General features: G+C 46.4%; 19 protein-coding genes and 2 tRNA genes. 12 read left to right on the top strand and 9 right to left on the bottom strand.

Features of this window, described 5'->3' with window-relative positions:
- Positions 1-33: 33 nt before the first annotated feature.
- The gene (gene nagZ, locus FD971_RS07210; RefSeq protein WP_215333574.1) at positions 34-1,110 is read left to right on the top strand and encodes a beta-N-acetylhexosaminidase; all 1,077 of its coding nucleotides are present in this window, start codon (positions 34-36) and stop codon (positions 1,108-1,110) included.
- Between the two features lie 83 nt (positions 1,111-1,193).
- Here nagZ and efp read toward each other — a convergent pair whose 3' ends face one another.
- Positions 1,194-1,754: an elongation factor P gene (efp, locus tag FD971_RS07205; RefSeq protein WP_215333573.1), complete on the bottom strand. Its 561-nt coding sequence runs from the start codon at positions 1,752-1,754 to the stop codon at positions 1,194-1,196.
- Positions 1,755-1,842: 88 nt separating this feature from the next.
- Complete coding sequence (earP, locus tag FD971_RS07200; RefSeq protein WP_215333572.1) at positions 1,843-2,922, bottom strand: elongation factor P maturation arginine rhamnosyltransferase EarP; 1,080 nt, start codon at positions 2,920-2,922, stop codon at positions 1,843-1,845.
- Here earP and uvrC point away from each other — a divergent pair.
- From uvrC to FD971_RS07175, 5 genes are all read left to right on the top strand, one after another.
- On the top strand, positions 2,921-4,861 hold the full coding sequence (gene uvrC / locus FD971_RS07195; RefSeq protein ID WP_215333571.1) for an excinuclease ABC subunit UvrC: 1,941 nt from the start codon (positions 2,921-2,923) through the stop codon (positions 4,859-4,861). The genes earP and uvrC overlap by 2 nt on opposite strands.
- Before the next feature lie 36 nt (positions 4,862-4,897).
- The gene (gene pgsA, locus FD971_RS07190) at positions 4,898-5,473 is read left to right on the top strand and encodes a CDP-diacylglycerol--glycerol-3-phosphate 3-phosphatidyltransferase (RefSeq protein WP_215333570.1); all 576 of its coding nucleotides are present in this window, start codon (positions 4,898-4,900) and stop codon (positions 5,471-5,473) included.
- A 117-nt stretch (positions 5,474-5,590) separates the two neighbouring features.
- Positions 5,591-5,666: transfer RNA gene (locus FD971_RS07185), tRNA-Gly, on the top strand.
- Positions 5,667-5,715: 49 nt separating this feature from the next.
- Positions 5,716-5,789 (top strand) — tRNA-Cys (locus tag FD971_RS07180).
- Positions 5,790-5,819: 30 nt separating this feature from the next.
- Complete coding sequence (locus tag FD971_RS07175) at positions 5,820-6,281, top strand: hypothetical protein (protein ID WP_215333569.1); 462 nt, start codon at positions 5,820-5,822, stop codon at positions 6,279-6,281.
- 50 nt (positions 6,282-6,331) lie between these two features.
- On the opposite strand, the gene lexA is transcribed toward FD971_RS07175, so the two are convergent.
- Complete coding sequence (gene lexA / locus FD971_RS07170) at positions 6,332-7,051, bottom strand: transcriptional repressor LexA (RefSeq protein WP_215333568.1); 720 nt, start codon at positions 7,049-7,051, stop codon at positions 6,332-6,334.
- A 61-nt stretch (positions 7,052-7,112) separates the two neighbouring features.
- Between lexA and FD971_RS07165 the strand changes: the two genes are divergently transcribed.
- The 6 genes from FD971_RS07165 (at position 7,113) to dnaB (ending at position 11,267) form a co-directional block, all read left to right on the top strand.
- Complete coding sequence (locus FD971_RS07165; protein ID WP_215333567.1) at positions 7,113-8,189, top strand: asparaginase; 1,077 nt, start codon at positions 7,113-7,115, stop codon at positions 8,187-8,189.
- A gap of 134 nt (positions 8,190-8,323) precedes the next feature.
- Positions 8,324-8,698 (top strand): 30S ribosomal protein S6, encoded by a 375-nt coding sequence (rpsF, locus tag FD971_RS07160; protein ID WP_046330543.1) that lies wholly within the window; start codon positions 8,324-8,326, stop codon positions 8,696-8,698.
- 59 nt (positions 8,699-8,757) lie between these two features.
- Complete coding sequence (gene priB / locus FD971_RS07155) at positions 8,758-9,051, top strand: primosomal replication protein N (protein WP_215333566.1); 294 nt, start codon at positions 8,758-8,760, stop codon at positions 9,049-9,051.
- 13 nt (positions 9,052-9,064) lie between these two features.
- Entirely contained in the window at positions 9,065-9,337 is a 273-nt protein-coding gene (rpsR, locus tag FD971_RS07150; RefSeq protein WP_011902267.1) for a 30S ribosomal protein S18, read from the top strand.
- Positions 9,338-9,350: 13 nt separating this feature from the next.
- Positions 9,351-9,803 (top strand): 50S ribosomal protein L9, encoded by a 453-nt coding sequence (gene rplI, locus FD971_RS07145; RefSeq protein WP_215333565.1) that lies wholly within the window; start codon positions 9,351-9,353, stop codon positions 9,801-9,803.
- Positions 9,804-9,827: 24 nt separating this feature from the next.
- Entirely contained in the window at positions 9,828-11,267 is a 1,440-nt protein-coding gene (gene dnaB / locus FD971_RS07140; protein ID WP_371743029.1) for a replicative DNA helicase, read from the top strand.
- A gap of 66 nt (positions 11,268-11,333) precedes the next feature.
- On the opposite strand, the gene FD971_RS07135 is transcribed toward dnaB, so the two are convergent.
- The 6 genes from FD971_RS07135 to FD971_RS07110 all read right to left on the bottom strand — a co-directional run bounded on the left by FD971_RS07135 (position 11,334) and on the right by FD971_RS07110 (position 16,644).
- The gene (locus FD971_RS07135) at positions 11,334-11,600 is read right to left on the bottom strand and encodes a hypothetical protein (protein ID WP_215333564.1); all 267 of its coding nucleotides are present in this window, start codon (positions 11,598-11,600) and stop codon (positions 11,334-11,336) included.
- A gap of 114 nt (positions 11,601-11,714) precedes the next feature.
- On the bottom strand, positions 11,715-12,245 hold the full coding sequence (locus FD971_RS07130) for a C40 family peptidase (protein WP_215333563.1): 531 nt from the start codon (positions 12,243-12,245) through the stop codon (positions 11,715-11,717).
- The gene (locus FD971_RS07125) at positions 12,226-13,902 is read right to left on the bottom strand and encodes a PhoH family protein (protein ID WP_215333562.1); all 1,677 of its coding nucleotides are present in this window, start codon (positions 13,900-13,902) and stop codon (positions 12,226-12,228) included. The genes FD971_RS07130 and FD971_RS07125 overlap by 20 nt, the downstream gene beginning before the upstream one ends.
- Before the next feature lie 234 nt (positions 13,903-14,136).
- On the bottom strand, positions 14,137-14,604 hold the full coding sequence (locus FD971_RS07120) for a peroxiredoxin (RefSeq protein WP_215333561.1): 468 nt from the start codon (positions 14,602-14,604) through the stop codon (positions 14,137-14,139).
- A 63-nt stretch (positions 14,605-14,667) separates the two neighbouring features.
- Positions 14,668-15,585 carry a polysaccharide deacetylase family protein gene (locus FD971_RS07115; protein WP_215333560.1) on the bottom strand — a complete coding sequence of 306 codons (918 nt, stop codon included), beginning with the start codon at positions 15,583-15,585 and terminating at the stop codon, positions 14,668-14,670.
- A 12-nt stretch (positions 15,586-15,597) separates the two neighbouring features.
- A complete protein-coding gene (locus tag FD971_RS07110) occupies positions 15,598-16,644 on the bottom strand; it encodes a bifunctional UDP-4-keto-pentose/UDP-xylose synthase (RefSeq protein WP_215333559.1) in 1,047 nt (348 codons plus the stop codon).
- Positions 16,645-16,674 lie beyond the last annotated feature (30 nt).

Genomic DNA, 16,674 nt, shown 5'->3' with positions numbered 1-16,674 from the left:
ACAGCAATACACCATCTATATACCGAGGAATATATGAGTAAGTCGACTATGAAACCAGGCCCCATTACTTTAGATGTTGTTGGGCTTGAGTTAAACGCAGAAGATCGTCGTCGAATCTTACATCCGCTGACTGGCGGGGTAATTTTGTTTGGCAGAAACTTTGCTAACCGCAAGCAGCTTACCAAGTTGACTGCGGAGATTAAAAAGCTCAGACCTGATGTATTAATTTCGATTGATCATGAGGGTGGACGTGTTCAGCGCTGCAGAACTGATGGCTTCACCCATTTGCCAGCCATGCGTAAGCTTGGTGAACTTTGGGGGTCTAAGAATAAATCAAAACATACCGCTGAATCTGCTGCTATTGCGATGGCGGCTGCTACTGCGTGTGGATATGTCTTGGCTGCTGAATTGCGAGCTTGTGGTGTGGACTTTAGTTTTACTCCTGTTCTAGATCTTGATTTTGGTCGTAGCGGTGTGATTGGTGATCGTGCATTTAGTCGTGATCCACAAATTACCTTCGCATTGGCTAAGAGTCTGAACGAAGGTTTACGCCTTGCTGGTATGGCGAACTGCGGCAAGCATTTTCCAGGCCATGGCTGGGCAGAAGCGGATTCTCATGTGGCCATTCCGGTCGATGAGCGTCCCTTGAAGCAAATTCTGAATGATGATGCTAAGCCCTATGAGTGGTTGGATCTGAGTCTGACATCGGTAATGCCAGCCCATGTGATTTATCCCAAGGTAGATAAGAATCCAGCAGGCTTTTCGAAGATTTGGCTCCACTCCATTCTCCGTCAAGAATTAGGCTTTGAAGGCGTGATCTTCAGTGATGACCTTTCAATGGAGGGTGCGAGCGTTGCTGGCTCGGTTGTGAAGGGTGCCGATATGGCGCTTGAGGCAGGGTGTGATGCTGTCTTGATTTGTAATCGTCCGGACCTTGCGGATCAATTACTCAGTCAGTTGAAAGTTTCTAAAGCAAAACAGGCGGAATCTGCTATCCGATTAAATCGCTTGATGCCAACTGCCGCTGCTCCTGCTTGGGATGAGCTACAAGGTGAAGCGCAATACCAACACGCTAAACGCTTACTCCAGCAATTAAAGCTCATTGCCTAGATGGTAGAACTTGTCTGTGAGTAAAAAATTCGAAGCAATAAAAAAGCCCGGCATGCCGGGCTTTTACTTATCAAGCGAGCTAATTAGTTAGCGCGGCTACGATATTCACCAGTACGAGTATCAATCTCGATCTTGTCGCCAGTGTTGCAGAACAATGGAACTTGCAATTCATAGCCGGTAGCTAATTTTGCAGTCTTTAATACCTTGCCTGAGCTGGTATCACCTTTAACTGCTGGCTCTGTGTAAATGATTTCACGAACCAAAGAGTTTGGCATAGCTACTGAGAGTGCTTTGCCTTCATAGAACACTACTTCACAAGGCATGCTTTCTTCGAGGTAATGCAATGCATCACCCATGAATTCAGCTTCAACTTCATACTGGTTGTAGTCACCATCCATAAATACATACATTGGATCTGCGAAATAAGAGTAGGTGCAATCTTTCTTATCCAAGATCACCACATCAAACTTGTCATCTGCTTTGTATACGCCTTCGTTAGGCGCACCAGTTAACAAGTTCTTAAATTTCATTTTGACAACAGAAGAGTTGCGGCCAGAGCGGCTGTATTCTGCTTTTAAAACGACCATGGCATCAGTGCCGATCATGACTACGTTACCAACGCGGAGTTCTTGTGCTGTTTTCATCTTGCTATTCCTGGGTGCAGAGTTGATTTTTCTGCGGTTTTTATCAAAAACAAGATTGTAACCGCCCGCAGGCGAATTTCGCTTAAGATCAGGCTACAAAGCCCATTAGACGGGCAGCTAAGCCACCATCAGCTTGTTTTCCAAGCAAATCTACTCGCCAAGCGGTGGAATGGGCACCCCATTCATCAATCGAGTGGTACCACTCACTGGGCATTGCCCAAGTCATGGCAGCGATTACAGTGTGTTTAAGCCCTTGTGACGCATCTTCAAGATAGAGGTCTAAAAATGCAGCCAACTTGATTTCGTGAGCTCGATCTTCCTGAGGGTAAATGTGCCAAATGAAGGGCTTGCCAGCTAACTGCGCTCGGACAAAAGAATCTTCACCTCGAACAATATTGAAGTCGCATTGAGAAAGCACCCAATCGTATTCATCTTGAGAAACAAATGGAATGGAGATTAATTGAATGGAATTGGGCAAGGAGGGTGTTTTGTTAGGATGACCTGAGCTGAACTGCAATTGCTCCAATTGACCATGTGTTAATACAACATCGAAGTTTTCACCCAGAGTCCCTAGATCCTGCAACCATTTTAAGAGCGGCACGCCTGGGTAGCAAAAGATGCTGATGCATTTGGTTTTCGGTCGTAACAATTTCCAGCTTGACTTGAGGCTCTCTGGGATTAGCTGCTTGGTGAGGGATGGCTGTTCAGGAATGGGGTCAATCAAGATGCCGCCGGCATTTTCCTGAAACCCAGGAAAGAAAAAGTATTTTGGGATTCCATGTGCCTGCGGGGATGCTTTCTGATGAAAGTCCACAATCCAAGGCTCCGCACTCAAATACTCTAAATTGATGATGAGTGGTTTTTTAGGGGCAATCAGCAGGCCCGCTAGGTAGCGCTCAGGAAGATCGCACCCAAATGCCTCAATTACCACGTCTGGTGTTTCTACCGGATGACGGCTATTTTGATGACTTGCTTCCCATGGCTGAATGTCAAGGCGGCGCTTGATTTCAGGGTCCACACCAGAAGCGAGTAAATTAAGGGTTGGCAGATCGTCACAGAAAATACGCACGTCTTGGCCATGAAGACTTGTTAAGCTTCTTGCTAGGCGCCAGCAAACACCGGCATCACCATAGTTGTCTACGATTTGACAGAAAATATCCCAACGCATGAGCAATTCGCTTTTTGAAACCCTTCAGCAGGATGTTAAACGGCTACCCGGATTGCCGGGGGTGTATCGCTTCTTTGATGAGGCGGGACATATTCTGTATGTCGGTAAGGCGCGCAACCTCAAAAAGCGTGTATCAAGCTACTTTCAGCGAACTCAACTTTCACCACGCATAGAGCTGATGGTGGGAAAAATTGCCCGCTACGAAACAACAGTAACACGCTCAGAAACTGAAGCCTTAATTCTAGAGAACAATCTGATTAAGGAGCTCGCCCCTCCATTCAATATTCTCTTTCGAGATGATAAGTCCTACCCCTACGTTATGTTGACGGGGCATCAATTTCCTCGCTTAGCCTCTTATCGGGGAAAAACGGATAAGCGTAATCACTACTTTGGGCCATTCCCAAATTCATGGGCGGTGCGTAATAGCGTGCAGATTTTGCAGAAAGTCTTTCGTCTGAGAACTTGCGAAGACTCTGTATTTAAAAACCGAAGTCGCCCTTGTTTATTGCATCAAATTCATCGTTGTAGCGCACCTTGTGTTGGCCGTCTGAATGCCGAGCAATATGGTCAGGATGTAGCGCAGGCAACTCGTTTTTTGGAGGGTGATCATAGTCGCGTCCTTTCCGAACTTGAAAAGAAAATGCACGTTTATAGCGATGCCATGGAATTTGAAATGGCTGCAGTCTTGAGAGACCGAATCGCTGATCTCTCCAGTGTCTTGCAGCAGCAATCTATGGATATGGTTGCTGATGGTGAGGGCGATGTGGATGTGATTGCTGTCGCTCAAATGGAGGGTGTAGTTTGCGTCAATTTGGCAATGATTCGGGGTGGTCGCCATTTGGGTGATCGCGCCTACTTCCCTAAGGGCCTACGCTCAACGTCTGGAGAACTGCCGCCACCAACTGAAATTCTCGAAGCATTTATTGCTCAACATTATTTGGAGGAGAAGGTTAGTGATGGAGAGGCGACAACCAATTTAATTCCACCTGTACTGATTCTGAATTACCCCCTGAGAAAGTTGGTTGACGACATTGCAGCGCCAGAAGAAAGCGCTGTAGATATGTCTGAGCAATCAGCCCCTGAAGGTTTGCATGACTTACTTAATGCACAAGCTGGTAAGCGCATTACTTTTCTTCATCAGCCACAGGGCCAGAGACGGCATTGGTTGGCGATGGCCGAGGGCAATGCTAAGATTGCGATAGCGAAGCGTTTAGTAGAGACTGGCGGGCAATTAGCAAGAGCTCGAGCGTTGGCTGATGTCTTGGCTTTGGAGTTAGAAAGTCTTGAACAGTTGCGTATTGAGTGTTTTGACATTAGCCACACCTCTGGTGAAGCTACGCAAGCTTCTTGTGTGGTGTATTCCAAAAATGCAATGCAACCCAGTGAATATCGTCGCTTTAATATTAATGACATCACCCCTGGTGATGACTATGCAGCGATGCGTCAGGTCTTGCAACGCCGTTATGCCAACTTTCAAGAGCTCCCCATTGAGAAGGTGCCGCAAGTAATTTTGATTGATGGTGGCAAAGGCCAGGTTGAGATGGCAAGACAAGTTCTCTCTGAATTTGGTATGGATATTAGCTTGATCGTGGGCGTCGCTAAAGGTGAGGGGCGTAAGGTGGGCTTGGAGACCTTGATTTTTGCGGATGGGCGCAAGTCTCTTGAACTTGGTATTGATAGTGCTGCTCTGTTATTGGTAGCCCAGATACGTGATGAGGCACATCGCTTTGCTATCACCGGGATGCGAGCAAAGCGTTCCAAAGCGAGGACGGTTTCTCAGTTAGAGGAGATTGAAGGAATTGGTGCAAAGCGCCGTCAAAAATTACTTGCTCGTTTTGGGGGTTTGCGTGGTGTTTCCAATGCCACTATTGAAGAGCTCTCCAGCGTCGAGGGAATATCCACTGCATTAGCCGAGAAAATTTACAGGCAGTTACATTGATTTCCATGTGCGCTCACATTGGTTTATGCTTGAGTTATGCCCTTTAATCTGCCTATTGCCCTGACCTGGTTGCGCGTTGCCGCAATCCCGCTCGTCGTCGCAGTCTTTTATTTGCCCAATAGCTGGTTAACTCCTTTTGATAAAAATCTCACTGCTACCGTGATTTTTGTTTTTGCAGCCGCCACCGATTGGCTTGATGGATTTTTGGCCAGACGCATGAAGCAAGAATCAGCATTTGGTCAGTTTCTAGACCCAGTAGCTGACAAGTTGATTGTTGCTGCTTCATTGCTTGTTCTACTCAATATGGATCGAGTCCAGGTTTGGGTGGCCTTAATCATTATTGGTCGTGAAATTACTATCTCAGCTTTAAGAGAGTGGATGGCACTCCTGGGTGCTGGAAAAAGTGTTGCTGTACACATGGTCGGCAAGTTAAAAACTACCACCCAACTCATTGCAATTCCTTTTTTATTATTGAATGACACTCTATTTGGGTGGTTGAATTGCGCTCAAGTAGGTACTTGGTTAATCTGGATTGCATCCTTTTTGACGCTTTGGTCGATGTTCTATTACATGAAAAAGGCATTGCCGCAGCTGGTTGAGAAATCGAAATAAAGACTGCAAAGCCTGATGGATTAAGGCTTTTGTTAAGCTTCATTGCTTATAGCTTTTAGGTTCGAATGACAAATAATGCCTTCTTGGAAATTGTTTGTTAAACTACTGCCCTGTTATGCGGGAATAGCTCAGCTGGTAGAGCGATACCTTGCCAAGGTATAGGTCGGGAGTTCGAACCTCCTTTCCCGCTCCAAGTTCGATGGGAAGCCCTAAAAAGCTTCCCATTTTTGATTCAAGCATATGGCGCGTTGGCCGAGTGGTTAGGCAGGAGCCTGCAAAGCTTCGTACGGGGGTTCGATTCCCTCACGCGCCTCCAGTAATTTAGATTGATTACCAGGGCAAGAATATGATTCAACTGAAACGACTTCAAAAAATCACAACAGCATTAGCGCTGTCTGCGCTCTTGGCGGCCTGCGCATCCTCAGGCGATTCTCCAACAGGTACGCCAAATGAAGTGCAAGAAATTCAGACGCAACTCTTAGGTGATATGCCATTGCCTGCGGCGTCCAAAATTATTGGCTCGGATTCTTTAATCATTGGTCGTGGTGATAACTGGGTGGGTCGTGTAGTTTTATCTGGCGTGCAAACACCAACCGATATCTACGCCTTCTTTCAGGCCGAATATCCAAAAGTTGGTTGGACAACTATCAGTGCTGTGAAATCAAAAACCAGTATTTTGGTTTTTACTAAAGGTGACCGCACATCAACCATCGAATTAAATGAAGGTCCATTTACTGGGCCAAAGACCATCATCACCATTACTGCATCCCCTAAGAATGCAAACGTAGTTGCTCCAAGCAAAAAATAAAGAATAAAAAAAGGCCTCTAAACGAGGCCTTTTGCTTTATGAGGCAAGTCCTATAGACCGCCAGCCCTAATGAGGCCAACAGCCTGGCCTTCTACGGCGAAGTTCGGTTGACGTCTATCCACTAAGATATTTTTGAAGTCTGGATTTTCGGCTTGCAACTCAATCACCATGCCATCTGCAGTTTTCTTTTGGTTCCAACGCTTTACTGTGACTTCATCATCTAAGCGCGCTACTACGATATCGCCATTGCGAACTTCGGAAGTTTTTCTTACAGCAAGATAGTCACCATCCAGAATGCCAGCATCGCGCATACTCATGCCAACTACTTTTAATAGATAATCTGCACCCTTACTAAACAAGCTTGGATCAATCGGTACTTGTTTCTCAATATGCTCGATAGCAGTGATCGGAGAGCCTGCAGCAACACGACCAATGAGTGGCAGTGTAAGTTGTTGAAGCGCACCAGAGGGCAAAGACATCTGACGATATTTATTTGGATTGTGAGTCTGGTTAAAGCGTTGTGGAATACGAATACCGCGAGATGTTCCCGGTGTCAGTTCGATATACCCTTTTTTTGCCAATGCGCGTAAATGCTCTTCAGCTGCATTAGCGGATGCAAAACCCAGCTGCGCGGCGATTTCAGCGCGGGTCGGGGGAGAGCCGCCTTCATCAATGGCCTTGGTAATTAAATCCAAGATCTCACTTTGACGTGAGGTGAGTTTAGGGAGGGCAGTCAGCTCCTCTGGAAAATCGACTGTATTTATGTCCATACTGGGATTGTATACAGCACTATTTGAATATTCAAGCTATTTGGAGGCGGATAATGGAGAAATGAGCTCAATTTCGAACGTTTCTGAAAATACACCCCATATCCTGATCTTGGGTATGGGTGGCACTATTGCAGGTCTTGCGCCAAACCCAGAAGAAAACCCTCTTCAATACCAAGCGGGCCAAGTGGGGGTTGATGCATTGGTAGCGCATGTTCAGTCGGTAGTACCCGAGGGGGTCAAACTGGTATCGCGCCAGGTCGCCAATATCAATAGCCGCAATTTGACCGATGCCCATCTCACCAGTCTCGGGCTAGCCGTCAAGGATGCTTTGCTCGATGCCGCCGTCAAGGGGATTGTGATTACCCACGGTACAGATACGATTGAAGAGACGGGCTTATTTTTGCAGGCTACCTGTGGAAAGTTAGCTCATACTCAGTCTAAGAGGGTTATTCTGACTGGAGCAATGCTGCCAAGCAATGCACCTGGAGCCGATGGCCCCTCCAATTTGCTTGACGCCTTACGCTGGGCCTCAACATCCATTGATAACTGCCCTGGTGGCATTTATGCCGTAATGGATGGACGTGGATGCATGGCCATCGATTTGGCTAAGCGCCACGCCACCGCCCTAAATGCCCCATTACAAAATGCACCATCAAGCTCAGTGGGCTTGATTAATCCATCCTGGCTATCTGGTGTCAAAGCAGTAGAGGCAGCGTGGAATGAGGATTTACCGATTCCGCAAGAGGGTGAGTGGCCTTGGGTTGAAATCTTGACTAGTCATGCAGGCGCACGTCCAGAAACGATCACTCAGTGGCTAAGCAGTGCTGTCAAAGGCCTTGTAATTGCTGGCACGGGGCATGGTGGCTTTCATGATGACTGGGTGAATCCTTTGGATCAGGCTATGGCTCAAGGCATTGCTTTGGTAAGAACAACCAGGACGGGTGCTGGGGCCACTTTGCGAAACATTCCGGAAGTGGACCCACCTGGATGCCGGGCTTCAGGGGCTTTAACTGCGCCTAGAGCCAGAATCGCGTTGCAATTGGCTTTAAATGCAGCAAAGCAGGCAAATAAAGCTGGTAAACCCCTGACTTGGCAGGATTTTTTTGCTAGAATAGCGGACTTGCCTGAGATTAGGTGAGGGCTTTAAAAGCTGTAAATACCTGTAGTTAGTTTTACCTACAATTTGTTACTACCTTGTCACACTGGCGCTAACTTTAAAACCATCGGAAGTTAGCAAGACGCCCAGGTGACTTTATCCTTAAGGAGTGTTAGATGCGTCATTATGAAATCGTCTTTATCGTCCATCCGGACCAAAGCGAGCAAGTGCCTGCGATGATCGATCGCTACAAAGCGACTTTAGCTGCTGCTGGCGGCAAAATTCATCGTATGGAAGATTGGGGTCGTCGTCAGATGGCTTACATGATCGACAAACTTGCTAAAGCCCATTACGTTTGTATGAATATTGAGTGCGACCAGAAAACTCTGGACGAGCTCGAGCACGCATTCAAATTTAACGATGCTGTTTTGCGCCACCTCATCATCAAGACTAAGAAAGCTGAAACAGAGCCTTCCATCATGATGAAAGAAGTGCAACGTGAAGAAGCGCGCAAATCAGCTCAATCCGACGCTCCAGTAGCAGCGGTTTAAGTTAGAAATTTGAAGAGGAATACAGAGACTAGAAAACGTATCAGAGTGACGGAGCGGCGTTGAATCATTTCACCCTAACTGCATTCTTGGTATCTAAAGACGCGATTCGATTTACACCTGCAGGAATACCGGTGATGCATTGCCAGCTAGAACATAGCGGCGAAGTAAACGAGGTAGGAAACGCTAGGAAAATTCAGATGAGTGTTGAAGCCATAGCAATTGGTCCGATACAAAAGGGCTTAGAGCAAATGGATTTAGGAGCCGAGGCAGTGTTTGAGGGATTCTTAGCACCCAAGACTCTACGTAATCAAAGACTTGTTTTCCACATTACCCATATTCAATTGAAAAATTAAAGAGGAAATCATCATGGCGTTTGGAAAGAAACCCGATTTCAAAAAGAAACCAGCTCAGAACCCATTGTTCAAGCGTAAGCGTTATTGCCGTTTCACTGTTGCTGGCGTAGAACAGATTGACTACAAAGATGTAGACACATTGAAGGACTTCATTGGCGAAAACGCCAAGATCACTCCTGCACGTTTGACAGGCACAAAAGCGAAATATCAGCGTCAGTTAGACACTGCTATCAAGCGTGCTCGTTATTTGGCTTTGTTGCCATTCTCCGATCAACACAAGAAATAATTGGGAGCCCTCAATGCAAATCATTCTTTTAGAAAAAGTAATTAACCTGGGCAACCTCGGTGACATCGTTCGCGTTAAAGACGGTTACGCTCGTAATTTCCTAATCCCACAACGTAAAGCTCGTCGTGCAACTGAAACAGCCATCGCTGATTTTGCAGTTCGTCGCGCTGAGTTGGAAAAATTGGCTGCTGAGAAATTAGCTGCTGCTGAAGCAGTTGGCGTAAAGCTCAAAGACTTGGTTCTCGAAATCGGTCAAAAAGCTGGTGTTGACGGTCGTTTGTTTGGTTCTGTAACCAACCATGACATCGCTGATGCATTGAAAGCCAAAGGCTTTGCGATTGAAAAAGCTTCTGTACGTATGCCTACTGGCCCGTTGAAGATGGTTGGTGATCACCCTGTAGCGGTAGCTGTTCATACCGATGTAGTGGCTGACATCACTATCCGTGTAGTTGGCGAGCAAGCGTAAGTTTTAGATCTGTAAGCTAGCCTCATGGCTGAATCCCGCTCACGCTCCCTTATGTCAAATCCTGGCATGATGGGTTCTGGGGATGCAGCCTTGCAGGCTTTAAAAGTACCGCCGCATTCTGTAGAGGCCGAGCAATCTTTGCTCGGCGGTCTACTGATCGATAACACAGCCTGGGATCGTCTAGGTGGTGTCTTAACTGATAAAGATTTTTATCGCCCTGAACATGCTCTGATCTACAAGGTCATTCAGCGTTTAGTTGGCGACAATCATCCTGCTGACGTCATTACTGTTCATGAGGCTGTTAAGTCTGAGCAGGGAGGTGACTTAGTTGGAATTGATTACCTGAATTCATTGGCGCAAAGTACGCCAAGTGCAGCAAACATCAAAGGCTATGCCGACATTGTTCGTGATCGCAGTATTCTGCGTCGCCTCATTGAGGTATCCGACAATATTGTGAATTCTGCATTTGTTCCAGAAGGCCGTTCAGTGAGAACGCTCTTGGATGAAGCGGAATCACGCATTCTGCAAATTGGTGAAGAGGGTAATCGCAAGGCTGATTATCTCGAAATTGAGCCATTACTTAAAACCGTTGTCGCTCGTATTGATGAGCTCTACAACCGTCAAGGCGGAAGTGATATCACTGGTATAGCAACTGGCTTCATTGATCTAGATAAGCAAACTAGTGGCCTGCAAAAAGGCGACCTAGTTATTATTGCTGGAAGACCGTCAATGGGGAAAACCGCGATGGCGTTAAACATCGCCGAAAATGTTGCCTTGGCAGAAGGTTTACCGGTCGTTATATTCTCTATGGAGATGTCAGGTGAGCAACTGGCAGCTCGTTTACTGGGTTCGGTAGGGCGCGTTGACCAAAGTCGCATGCGCACCGGAAAGCTTCAAGATGATGAGTGGCCACGCGTTACTGATGCCATTGCCCGTTTGAGTAATACCCAAATTTTGATTGATGAGACTGGTGCACTTTCCAGTTTAGAGTTGCGTGCGCGTGCACGCCGTATTGCTCGTAATTTTGGTGGAACACTCGGCCTTGTAGTTATTGATTACTTGCAGTTGATGAGTGGCTCTGGTTCTGAGAACCGTGCAACAGAGATTTCCGAAATCTCACGCTCACTTAAATCTCTTGCAAAAGAATTGCAGTGCCCAGTAGTTGCCTTGTCGCAGTTAAACCGTGGTCTAGAGCAGCGCCCTAATAAGCGCCCGATCATGTCTGATTTGCGTGAGTCAGGTGCAATCGAGCAAGATGCTGACTTAATTATGTTCATCTATCGTGATGAGGTGTACCACCCAGATACAACTCAGGATAAGGGTATAGCTGAGATTATTATTGGTAAGCAGCGTAATGGACCAATTGGTACTGTGCGTGTTAGCTGGCAAGGTCCGTATACCAAGTTCGATAACTTGGCTGTGGGATCGGTTGGCTATTCATCTGGTGGATACGAGCCGTTCTAATTCAAAAGCAATAAGGAATAAAAAAGCCTCGCATTGCGAGGCTTTTTAACTTGATGCGAAAGGTATTTACTTTCCGCCTTCACATTTCTTAATGGATGCGGCTTTAGCAGCGCCATACAGTGGCTTGCCATCTTTGCTGACAGCTTTAGCCTCACAATCATTGGGCTTAGCATCACCCATACATTTCTTAATAGATGCGTCTTTAGCTGCACCATACAGCGGCTTACCATCTTTGCTAACCGCCTTAGCTTCACAAGCAGCCTGATCTGCAAAAGCAACAGACGGAATTGCAACACTGAGTGCAATGCTTAATGCAATAATCATTTTCTTCATATCAGCAACTCCCAAATGAGTAATCTAACGAACCAATTGTTCTATTTCGAAATGTAAACAAAATTTAGTGTTTTGGGAATACGGTATTAATGCTATCAGCTGAAAGGCTAATAATTAAGGCGTCAACCTTCTGGCCTCAGTAAACCTGGCAGCCCAGTAGGGTGTAGTGATGTACTCCAAGCGTACGGTTCCTCCAGCGCTTGGGGCGTGAACAAACCTGCCTTGTCCTACATAAATTCCAGCATGTGAATACTTGGCACCGGTGGTATTGAAAAATACGAGATCCCCTGGCGCAGGAGGGCCGTTATCTACACTTTGACCTTGATTACTCATCTCTTGGATAGTCCGCGGTAGCTTGATATTGGCTGATTTACTGTAGACATAGGCAATGAGTCCGCTGCAATCAAATCCACCCTTTGGGTTGTTGCCGCCATAGCGATAAGGCACGCCCACCAAACCTACTGCTGCAATAGAAATATCCTCTGTACCTACACTCGTATCTTGTTTGAACTGAGAAACTTTAGCTGTATTATTTTTCGAGCTAAAGCTACTGCAACCCGACAGCATTGTGAGGATGCAAATAAAAATGCCGCACCCCATTAGAGTGCGGCATGAGAGAGTTTCTTTAGAGTGCGTCAGCAGCATGATCCGCAAGACGTGAACGCTCACCACGAGCAAGAGTCACGTGTCCGCCATGACGCCAGCCTTTGAAGCGATCCACTACATAAGTAAGGCCGGAAGATCCTTCGGTTAAGTACGGTGTATCGATTTGGGCAATATTACCCAAGCAGATAATCTTTGTTCCTGGGCCCGCACGAGTGACCAGAGTTTTCATTTGTTTTGGTGTTAAGTTTTGGGCTTCATCAATAATCACAAACTTGCTCACAAAGGTTCTACCGCGCATGAAGTTCATGCTTTTCACCTTAATGCGTGAACGAATCAGTTCCTGAGTGGCAGCGCGACCCCATTCACCGGCGCCTCCATCTTCATTGCGTTGCAATACCTCCAAGTTGTCATCAAATGCACCCATCCAAGGCTGCATCTTTTCTTCTTCGGTGCCTGGTAAAAATCCGATATCTTCGCCAACAGGAACTGTAGCGCGAGTAATGATGATTTCGTTATAGCGCTTGCTATCGAGCACTTGCTCCAAGCCGGCGGCTAAGGCCAGCAGGGTTTTACCAGTACCCGCTTGACCTAATAAGGTGATGAAATCCACATCCGGGTTCATCAGTAAATTCATGGCAAAGTTTTGCTCGCGATTGCGCGCAGTGACGCTCCACACATTATTTTTTTGGTGAGAGAAGTCTCTCAGTGTTTGGAGGAGGGCGGTCTTGCCATTGATTTCTTTTACCTGAGCGTAGAAAGGAGTGGAGCCATCTGGATTTTCTTGATAGACAAACTCGTTGACTAACATGCTCGGAACTGAGGGTCCGGTTACGCGATAAAACATTGTTCCGGATTTACCGTCAGCCCAGCTTTCCATATCTTTGCCATGCTTTGGCCAAAAGTCTGCTGGTAATGCCATAACGCCCGAATACATCAAGTCACGATCTTCAAGCACTTGATCATTGAAATAGTCTTCAGCAGGCAAACCAAGAGCGCGGGCCTTAATGCGCATATTGATATCTTTAGATACCAAAACTACTTCTTGATCTTTACGTGTCTTTTGGAGCTCACTCACAACTGCGAGGATTAGGTTATCACCTTTGCCCTCAGGTAATCCCTCGGGTAATTCTTGAGTTGTCAGTTTTGTTTGGAAAAACAGTCTGCCAGAGACATCCTGGTTGCCGAGTTTATTCAGCGGAATACCTTCATCCAATGTGCCACTAGTCCCTGCAACCAATTGATCTAAAGAGCGGCTGACGGTACGGGCGTTACGGGCAACCTCAGTCATACCCTTCTTGTGGTTATCCAATTCTTCCAGGGTAGTCATTGGTAAGAAAAGATCATGCTCGGAGAAGCGGAAGAGGGAGCTGGGGTCATGCATTAATACATTGGTATCAAGGACAAATAAACTTGGAGGCCCAGTACGAATAATTCGTTTTGGTTTTTCTGGAACGCTAGCTAACTTGTTCTCGCTGCGCTCATGACGAGGTGCAACTGGTCGGCGATCGCTTTTAATTTTCTCAAGTGCAACTTCAGCTGCAGATAGATCCTCTTCTGCATCTGAGGTCCAATCTGGAGCATGACTTTCCATCACAACAGTTTTTGCTGGTGCGGGACGCTTCTTTAAATTGGGAGTGTCCTTGCTACTAATTTTGACTTGGCCAGCAATTTGAGTTGGGATTGGGGGCAATGGCATGCAGACTCTCCTAAAAGAAAAAACCGTCAAGCGGATTGCATTGACGGTCTATAACGAAACTGGGTGTAAAACGATCAGAAAAACGGCGGGGGTTGTTTACCGAGCCTGTTCTTAAATATTCAGGCTGATGAGTCAAACGGATTGTTAGACTTTCCCGTCGTTTACGGTGCATATGAACAACTTTACCCCAAATTTTGGGCTTTGCAAGTACCTCGGATTAAATTAATTTAAAAATTATTTAGTGTCTTGAGCTGCTTGTAATACCTCTGTCACATGTCCCGGAACCTTCAGGCCGCGCCACTCTTTTACGAGATTGCCTGAGGAGTCAAAGAGAAAGGTACTGCGCTCTACGCCACGAACCTGTTTGCCGTACATATTCTTCATCTTCATTACACCAAAGAGCTGGCATAGGGTTTCTTCGGTATCAGCAACAAGCTCAAATGGCAGCTCAAGTTTGCTGCGGAAATTATCGTGAGATTTAAGGCTGTCTCGTGATACACCAACGATCAAGGTATTGGCTTTGGTGAAGGCATCAATGTTGTCCCGGAATTCGCCAGACTCAGCCGTGCAACCTGGAGTCATGTCTTTTGGGTAAAAGTAAATCACCAGCTTTTTACCTTTGGCGGAATCTGGTGTGAAAGTCAATCCTGATGTTGCTGGGATTGCGCACTGTGGCATTGGCTTACCGATTTCTACTGTCATGATGGTCTCTCTTGTTTAATTTTCTTTACTGCTTATGTTTGAGTTTGGTTGCTCTAGTGTTAATTAGACGGCTTGCAAAATGAGGTCGCCACTTCGGTTGGGGATTTCTCCCCAAGTTACCGGCTGTACAGCTATTTTATCGAGTTGCTTTGTAGCTTCCCAGGATTGATGCAGTTCACCCATTGTGACAAGGTCATGACCTTGGTTGAGCCACCCAGCAAGCAATTGCTCAAAGGCAGGGAGTAGTTTTTGACCTTCAAGCTCTGCGTGCAGAGTAAATACTTGATCATTCGGATTGCTTTGGGTAATTTGAAGCAGCTTCTTCACGGCGCCAAACTCATCTGCATCATCAATACCAATCAACTCATCAAAAGTGGGTAAAGTGGTGGGGTACTGCACATGCTTCGCTTTGCCAGAGGGTAGTTCAAAGCGATAAGGCATTAAATTCGGTTCTGCTCTGCCGTCGGAAGAGTACTTAATACCCCATAGATCAAGTTGCTCAAAAGCAGCTTCATTCATTTGCCAGCCAGCTGCACCATAAGTCATTGGTGGATGGCCAAAGATTTCCACAAAACGATCCCAGCTTTTTTGCATCTGCACTTTAGTCCATTGGGCATCACGATTGCGTACGGCATCTTGCCAAGCTACATGATCCCAAGTATGAATTCCAGTTTCGTGGCCAGCAGCATCAATCGCACGCATCTCGGTAGCGGCTTGTTTGCCAATATCTGGACCGGGCAACAGGACTCCATAGAGCAAAGTCTTAATGCCGTAGTGTTCAACAACAGAAGTACGGCTTACCTTCTTTAGAAAGCCCGGCCTAAAGACTCGCTTGAGGGCCCAGCCAGTATGGTCCGGCCCCAGGCTAAATAGAAAGGTAGCTTTGATCCCAAAGCGTTCGAGCGTACGCGCTAGATTAGGGACGCCTTCTTTGGTGCCGCGTAAGGTATCAACATCTACCTTGAGTGCAATCTTAGCCATGAACCTCTGTGCTTACTCGTTATCAACCAAGTGACGTGCTTTTTCCACATCTTCACGATAGGCTTCAAAAATATTCATTAACGCATCGCTCATATTGGTGGTTGGCTTCCAACCTAATTCGCTCATGGTGTTGTCAATTGCAGGCACACGGTTTTGAACGTCTTGATATCCTTCGCCGTAGTAAGCGCCAGAAGTCGTTTCTACAATCTCCACTTCATTTGCTGTCTTTGCATACTCCGGAATGCTGCGTGCAATTTCCAGCATCTGATTAGCAAGTTCACGAATAGAGTGATTGTTCTTTGGATTACCGATGTTGTAGATTTTGCCGTTAGCAACACCATCTTTGTTATCGATAATGCGCATTAAGGCATCGATACCATCATCAACATAAGTAAAGGCACGTTTCTGGGCGCCACCGTCGACCACGTTAATGGCTTCGCCACGAACGATATGACCTAGGAATTGCGTCACTACACGGGAAGAACCTTCTTTTGGTGTGTAGATACTATCTAGACCTGGGCCAATCCAGTTAAATGGACGGAAGAGGGTAAAGCGTAAGCCTTCCATACCGTAACCCCAAATTACGCGATCCATCAATTGCTTAGAGCAAGCGTAGATCCAACGTGGTTTATTGATTGGACCGTAAACCATATTCGATTTAGCGGGATCAAATTCACCATCTTCACACATGCCATAGACTTCCGATGTAGATGGAAATACCAAATGCTTTTTGTATTTAACGGCTGAGCGCACGATTGGTAAGTTAGCCTCGAAGTCGAGCTCAAATACTTTCAGCGGCTGCTGAACATAAGTTGCTGGGGTAGCAATCGCTACTAAAGGCAGAATGACATCGCATTTGCGGATGTGATATTCGACCCATTCTTTATTGATCGTGATATCGCCCTCGAAGAAATGCATGCGGGGATGATTTACTAAATCACCGAGGCGATCGTTTTGCATATCCATGCCATAGACATCCCAATCGGTCGTCTCTAGGATGCGCTTGGAAAGGTGGTGGCCAATAAAACCGTTTACGCCAAGAATGAGTACTTTTTTCATCTTTACTGCCTCGTTTTTAATCTAAAGGGT

The sequence above is a fragment of the Polynucleobacter sp. AP-Ainpum-60-G11 genome (assembly GCF_018688375.1).
In the GTDB taxonomy this organism is placed as follows: domain Bacteria; phylum Pseudomonadota; class Gammaproteobacteria; order Burkholderiales; family Burkholderiaceae; genus Polynucleobacter.
The sequence above is the reverse complement of the archived record's forward strand: the minus strand, read 5'-3'. Positions and strand labels throughout refer to the sequence as shown.

Coding starts and splice junctions, on each gene's coding strand:
- FD971_RS07165 (WP_215333567.1), top strand. CDS start 7,113: ATGAGCTCAATTTCGAACGTTTCTGAAAATACACCCCATATCCTGATC.
- lexA (WP_215333568.1), bottom strand. CDS start 7,051: ATGGACATAAATACAGTCGATTTTCCAGAGGAGCTGACTGCCCTCCCT.
- earP (WP_215333572.1), bottom strand. CDS start 2,922: ATGCGTTGGGATATTTTCTGTCAAATCGTAGACAACTATGGTGATGCC.
- FD971_RS07110 (WP_215333559.1), bottom strand. CDS start 16,644: ATGAAAAAAGTACTCATTCTTGGCGTAAACGGTTTTATTGGCCACCAC.
- rpsF (WP_046330543.1), top strand. CDS start 8,324: ATGCGTCATTATGAAATCGTCTTTATCGTCCATCCGGACCAAAGCGAG.
- FD971_RS07115 (WP_215333560.1), bottom strand. CDS start 15,585: ATGGCTAAGATTGCACTCAAGGTAGATGTTGATACCTTACGCGGCACC.
- nagZ (WP_215333574.1), top strand. CDS start 34: ATGAGTAAGTCGACTATGAAACCAGGCCCCATTACTTTAGATGTTGTT.
- rplI (WP_215333565.1), top strand. CDS start 9,351: ATGCAAATCATTCTTTTAGAAAAAGTAATTAACCTGGGCAACCTCGGT.
- FD971_RS07175 (WP_215333569.1), top strand. CDS start 5,820: ATGATTCAACTGAAACGACTTCAAAAAATCACAACAGCATTAGCGCTG.
- FD971_RS07125 (WP_215333562.1), bottom strand. CDS start 13,902: ATGCCATTGCCCCCAATCCCAACTCAAATTGCTGGCCAAGTCAAAATT.
- FD971_RS07120 (WP_215333561.1), bottom strand. CDS start 14,604: ATGACAGTAGAAATCGGTAAGCCAATGCCACAGTGCGCAATCCCAGCA.
- efp (WP_215333573.1), bottom strand. CDS start 1,754: ATGAAAACAGCACAAGAACTCCGCGTTGGTAACGTAGTCATGATCGGC.
- uvrC (WP_215333571.1), top strand. CDS start 2,921: ATGAGCAATTCGCTTTTTGAAACCCTTCAGCAGGATGTTAAACGGCTA.
- FD971_RS07130 (WP_215333563.1), bottom strand. CDS start 12,245: ATGCTGCTGACGCACTCTAAAGAAACTCTCTCATGCCGCACTCTAATG.
- dnaB (WP_371743029.1), top strand. CDS start 9,828: ATGGCTGAATCCCGCTCACGCTCCCTTATGTCAAATCCTGGCATGATG.
- rpsR (WP_011902267.1), top strand. CDS start 9,065: ATGGCGTTTGGAAAGAAACCCGATTTCAAAAAGAAACCAGCTCAGAAC.
- FD971_RS07135 (WP_215333564.1), bottom strand. CDS start 11,600: ATGAAGAAAATGATTATTGCATTAAGCATTGCACTCAGTGTTGCAATT.
- pgsA (WP_215333570.1), top strand. CDS start 4,898: ATGCCCTTTAATCTGCCTATTGCCCTGACCTGGTTGCGCGTTGCCGCA.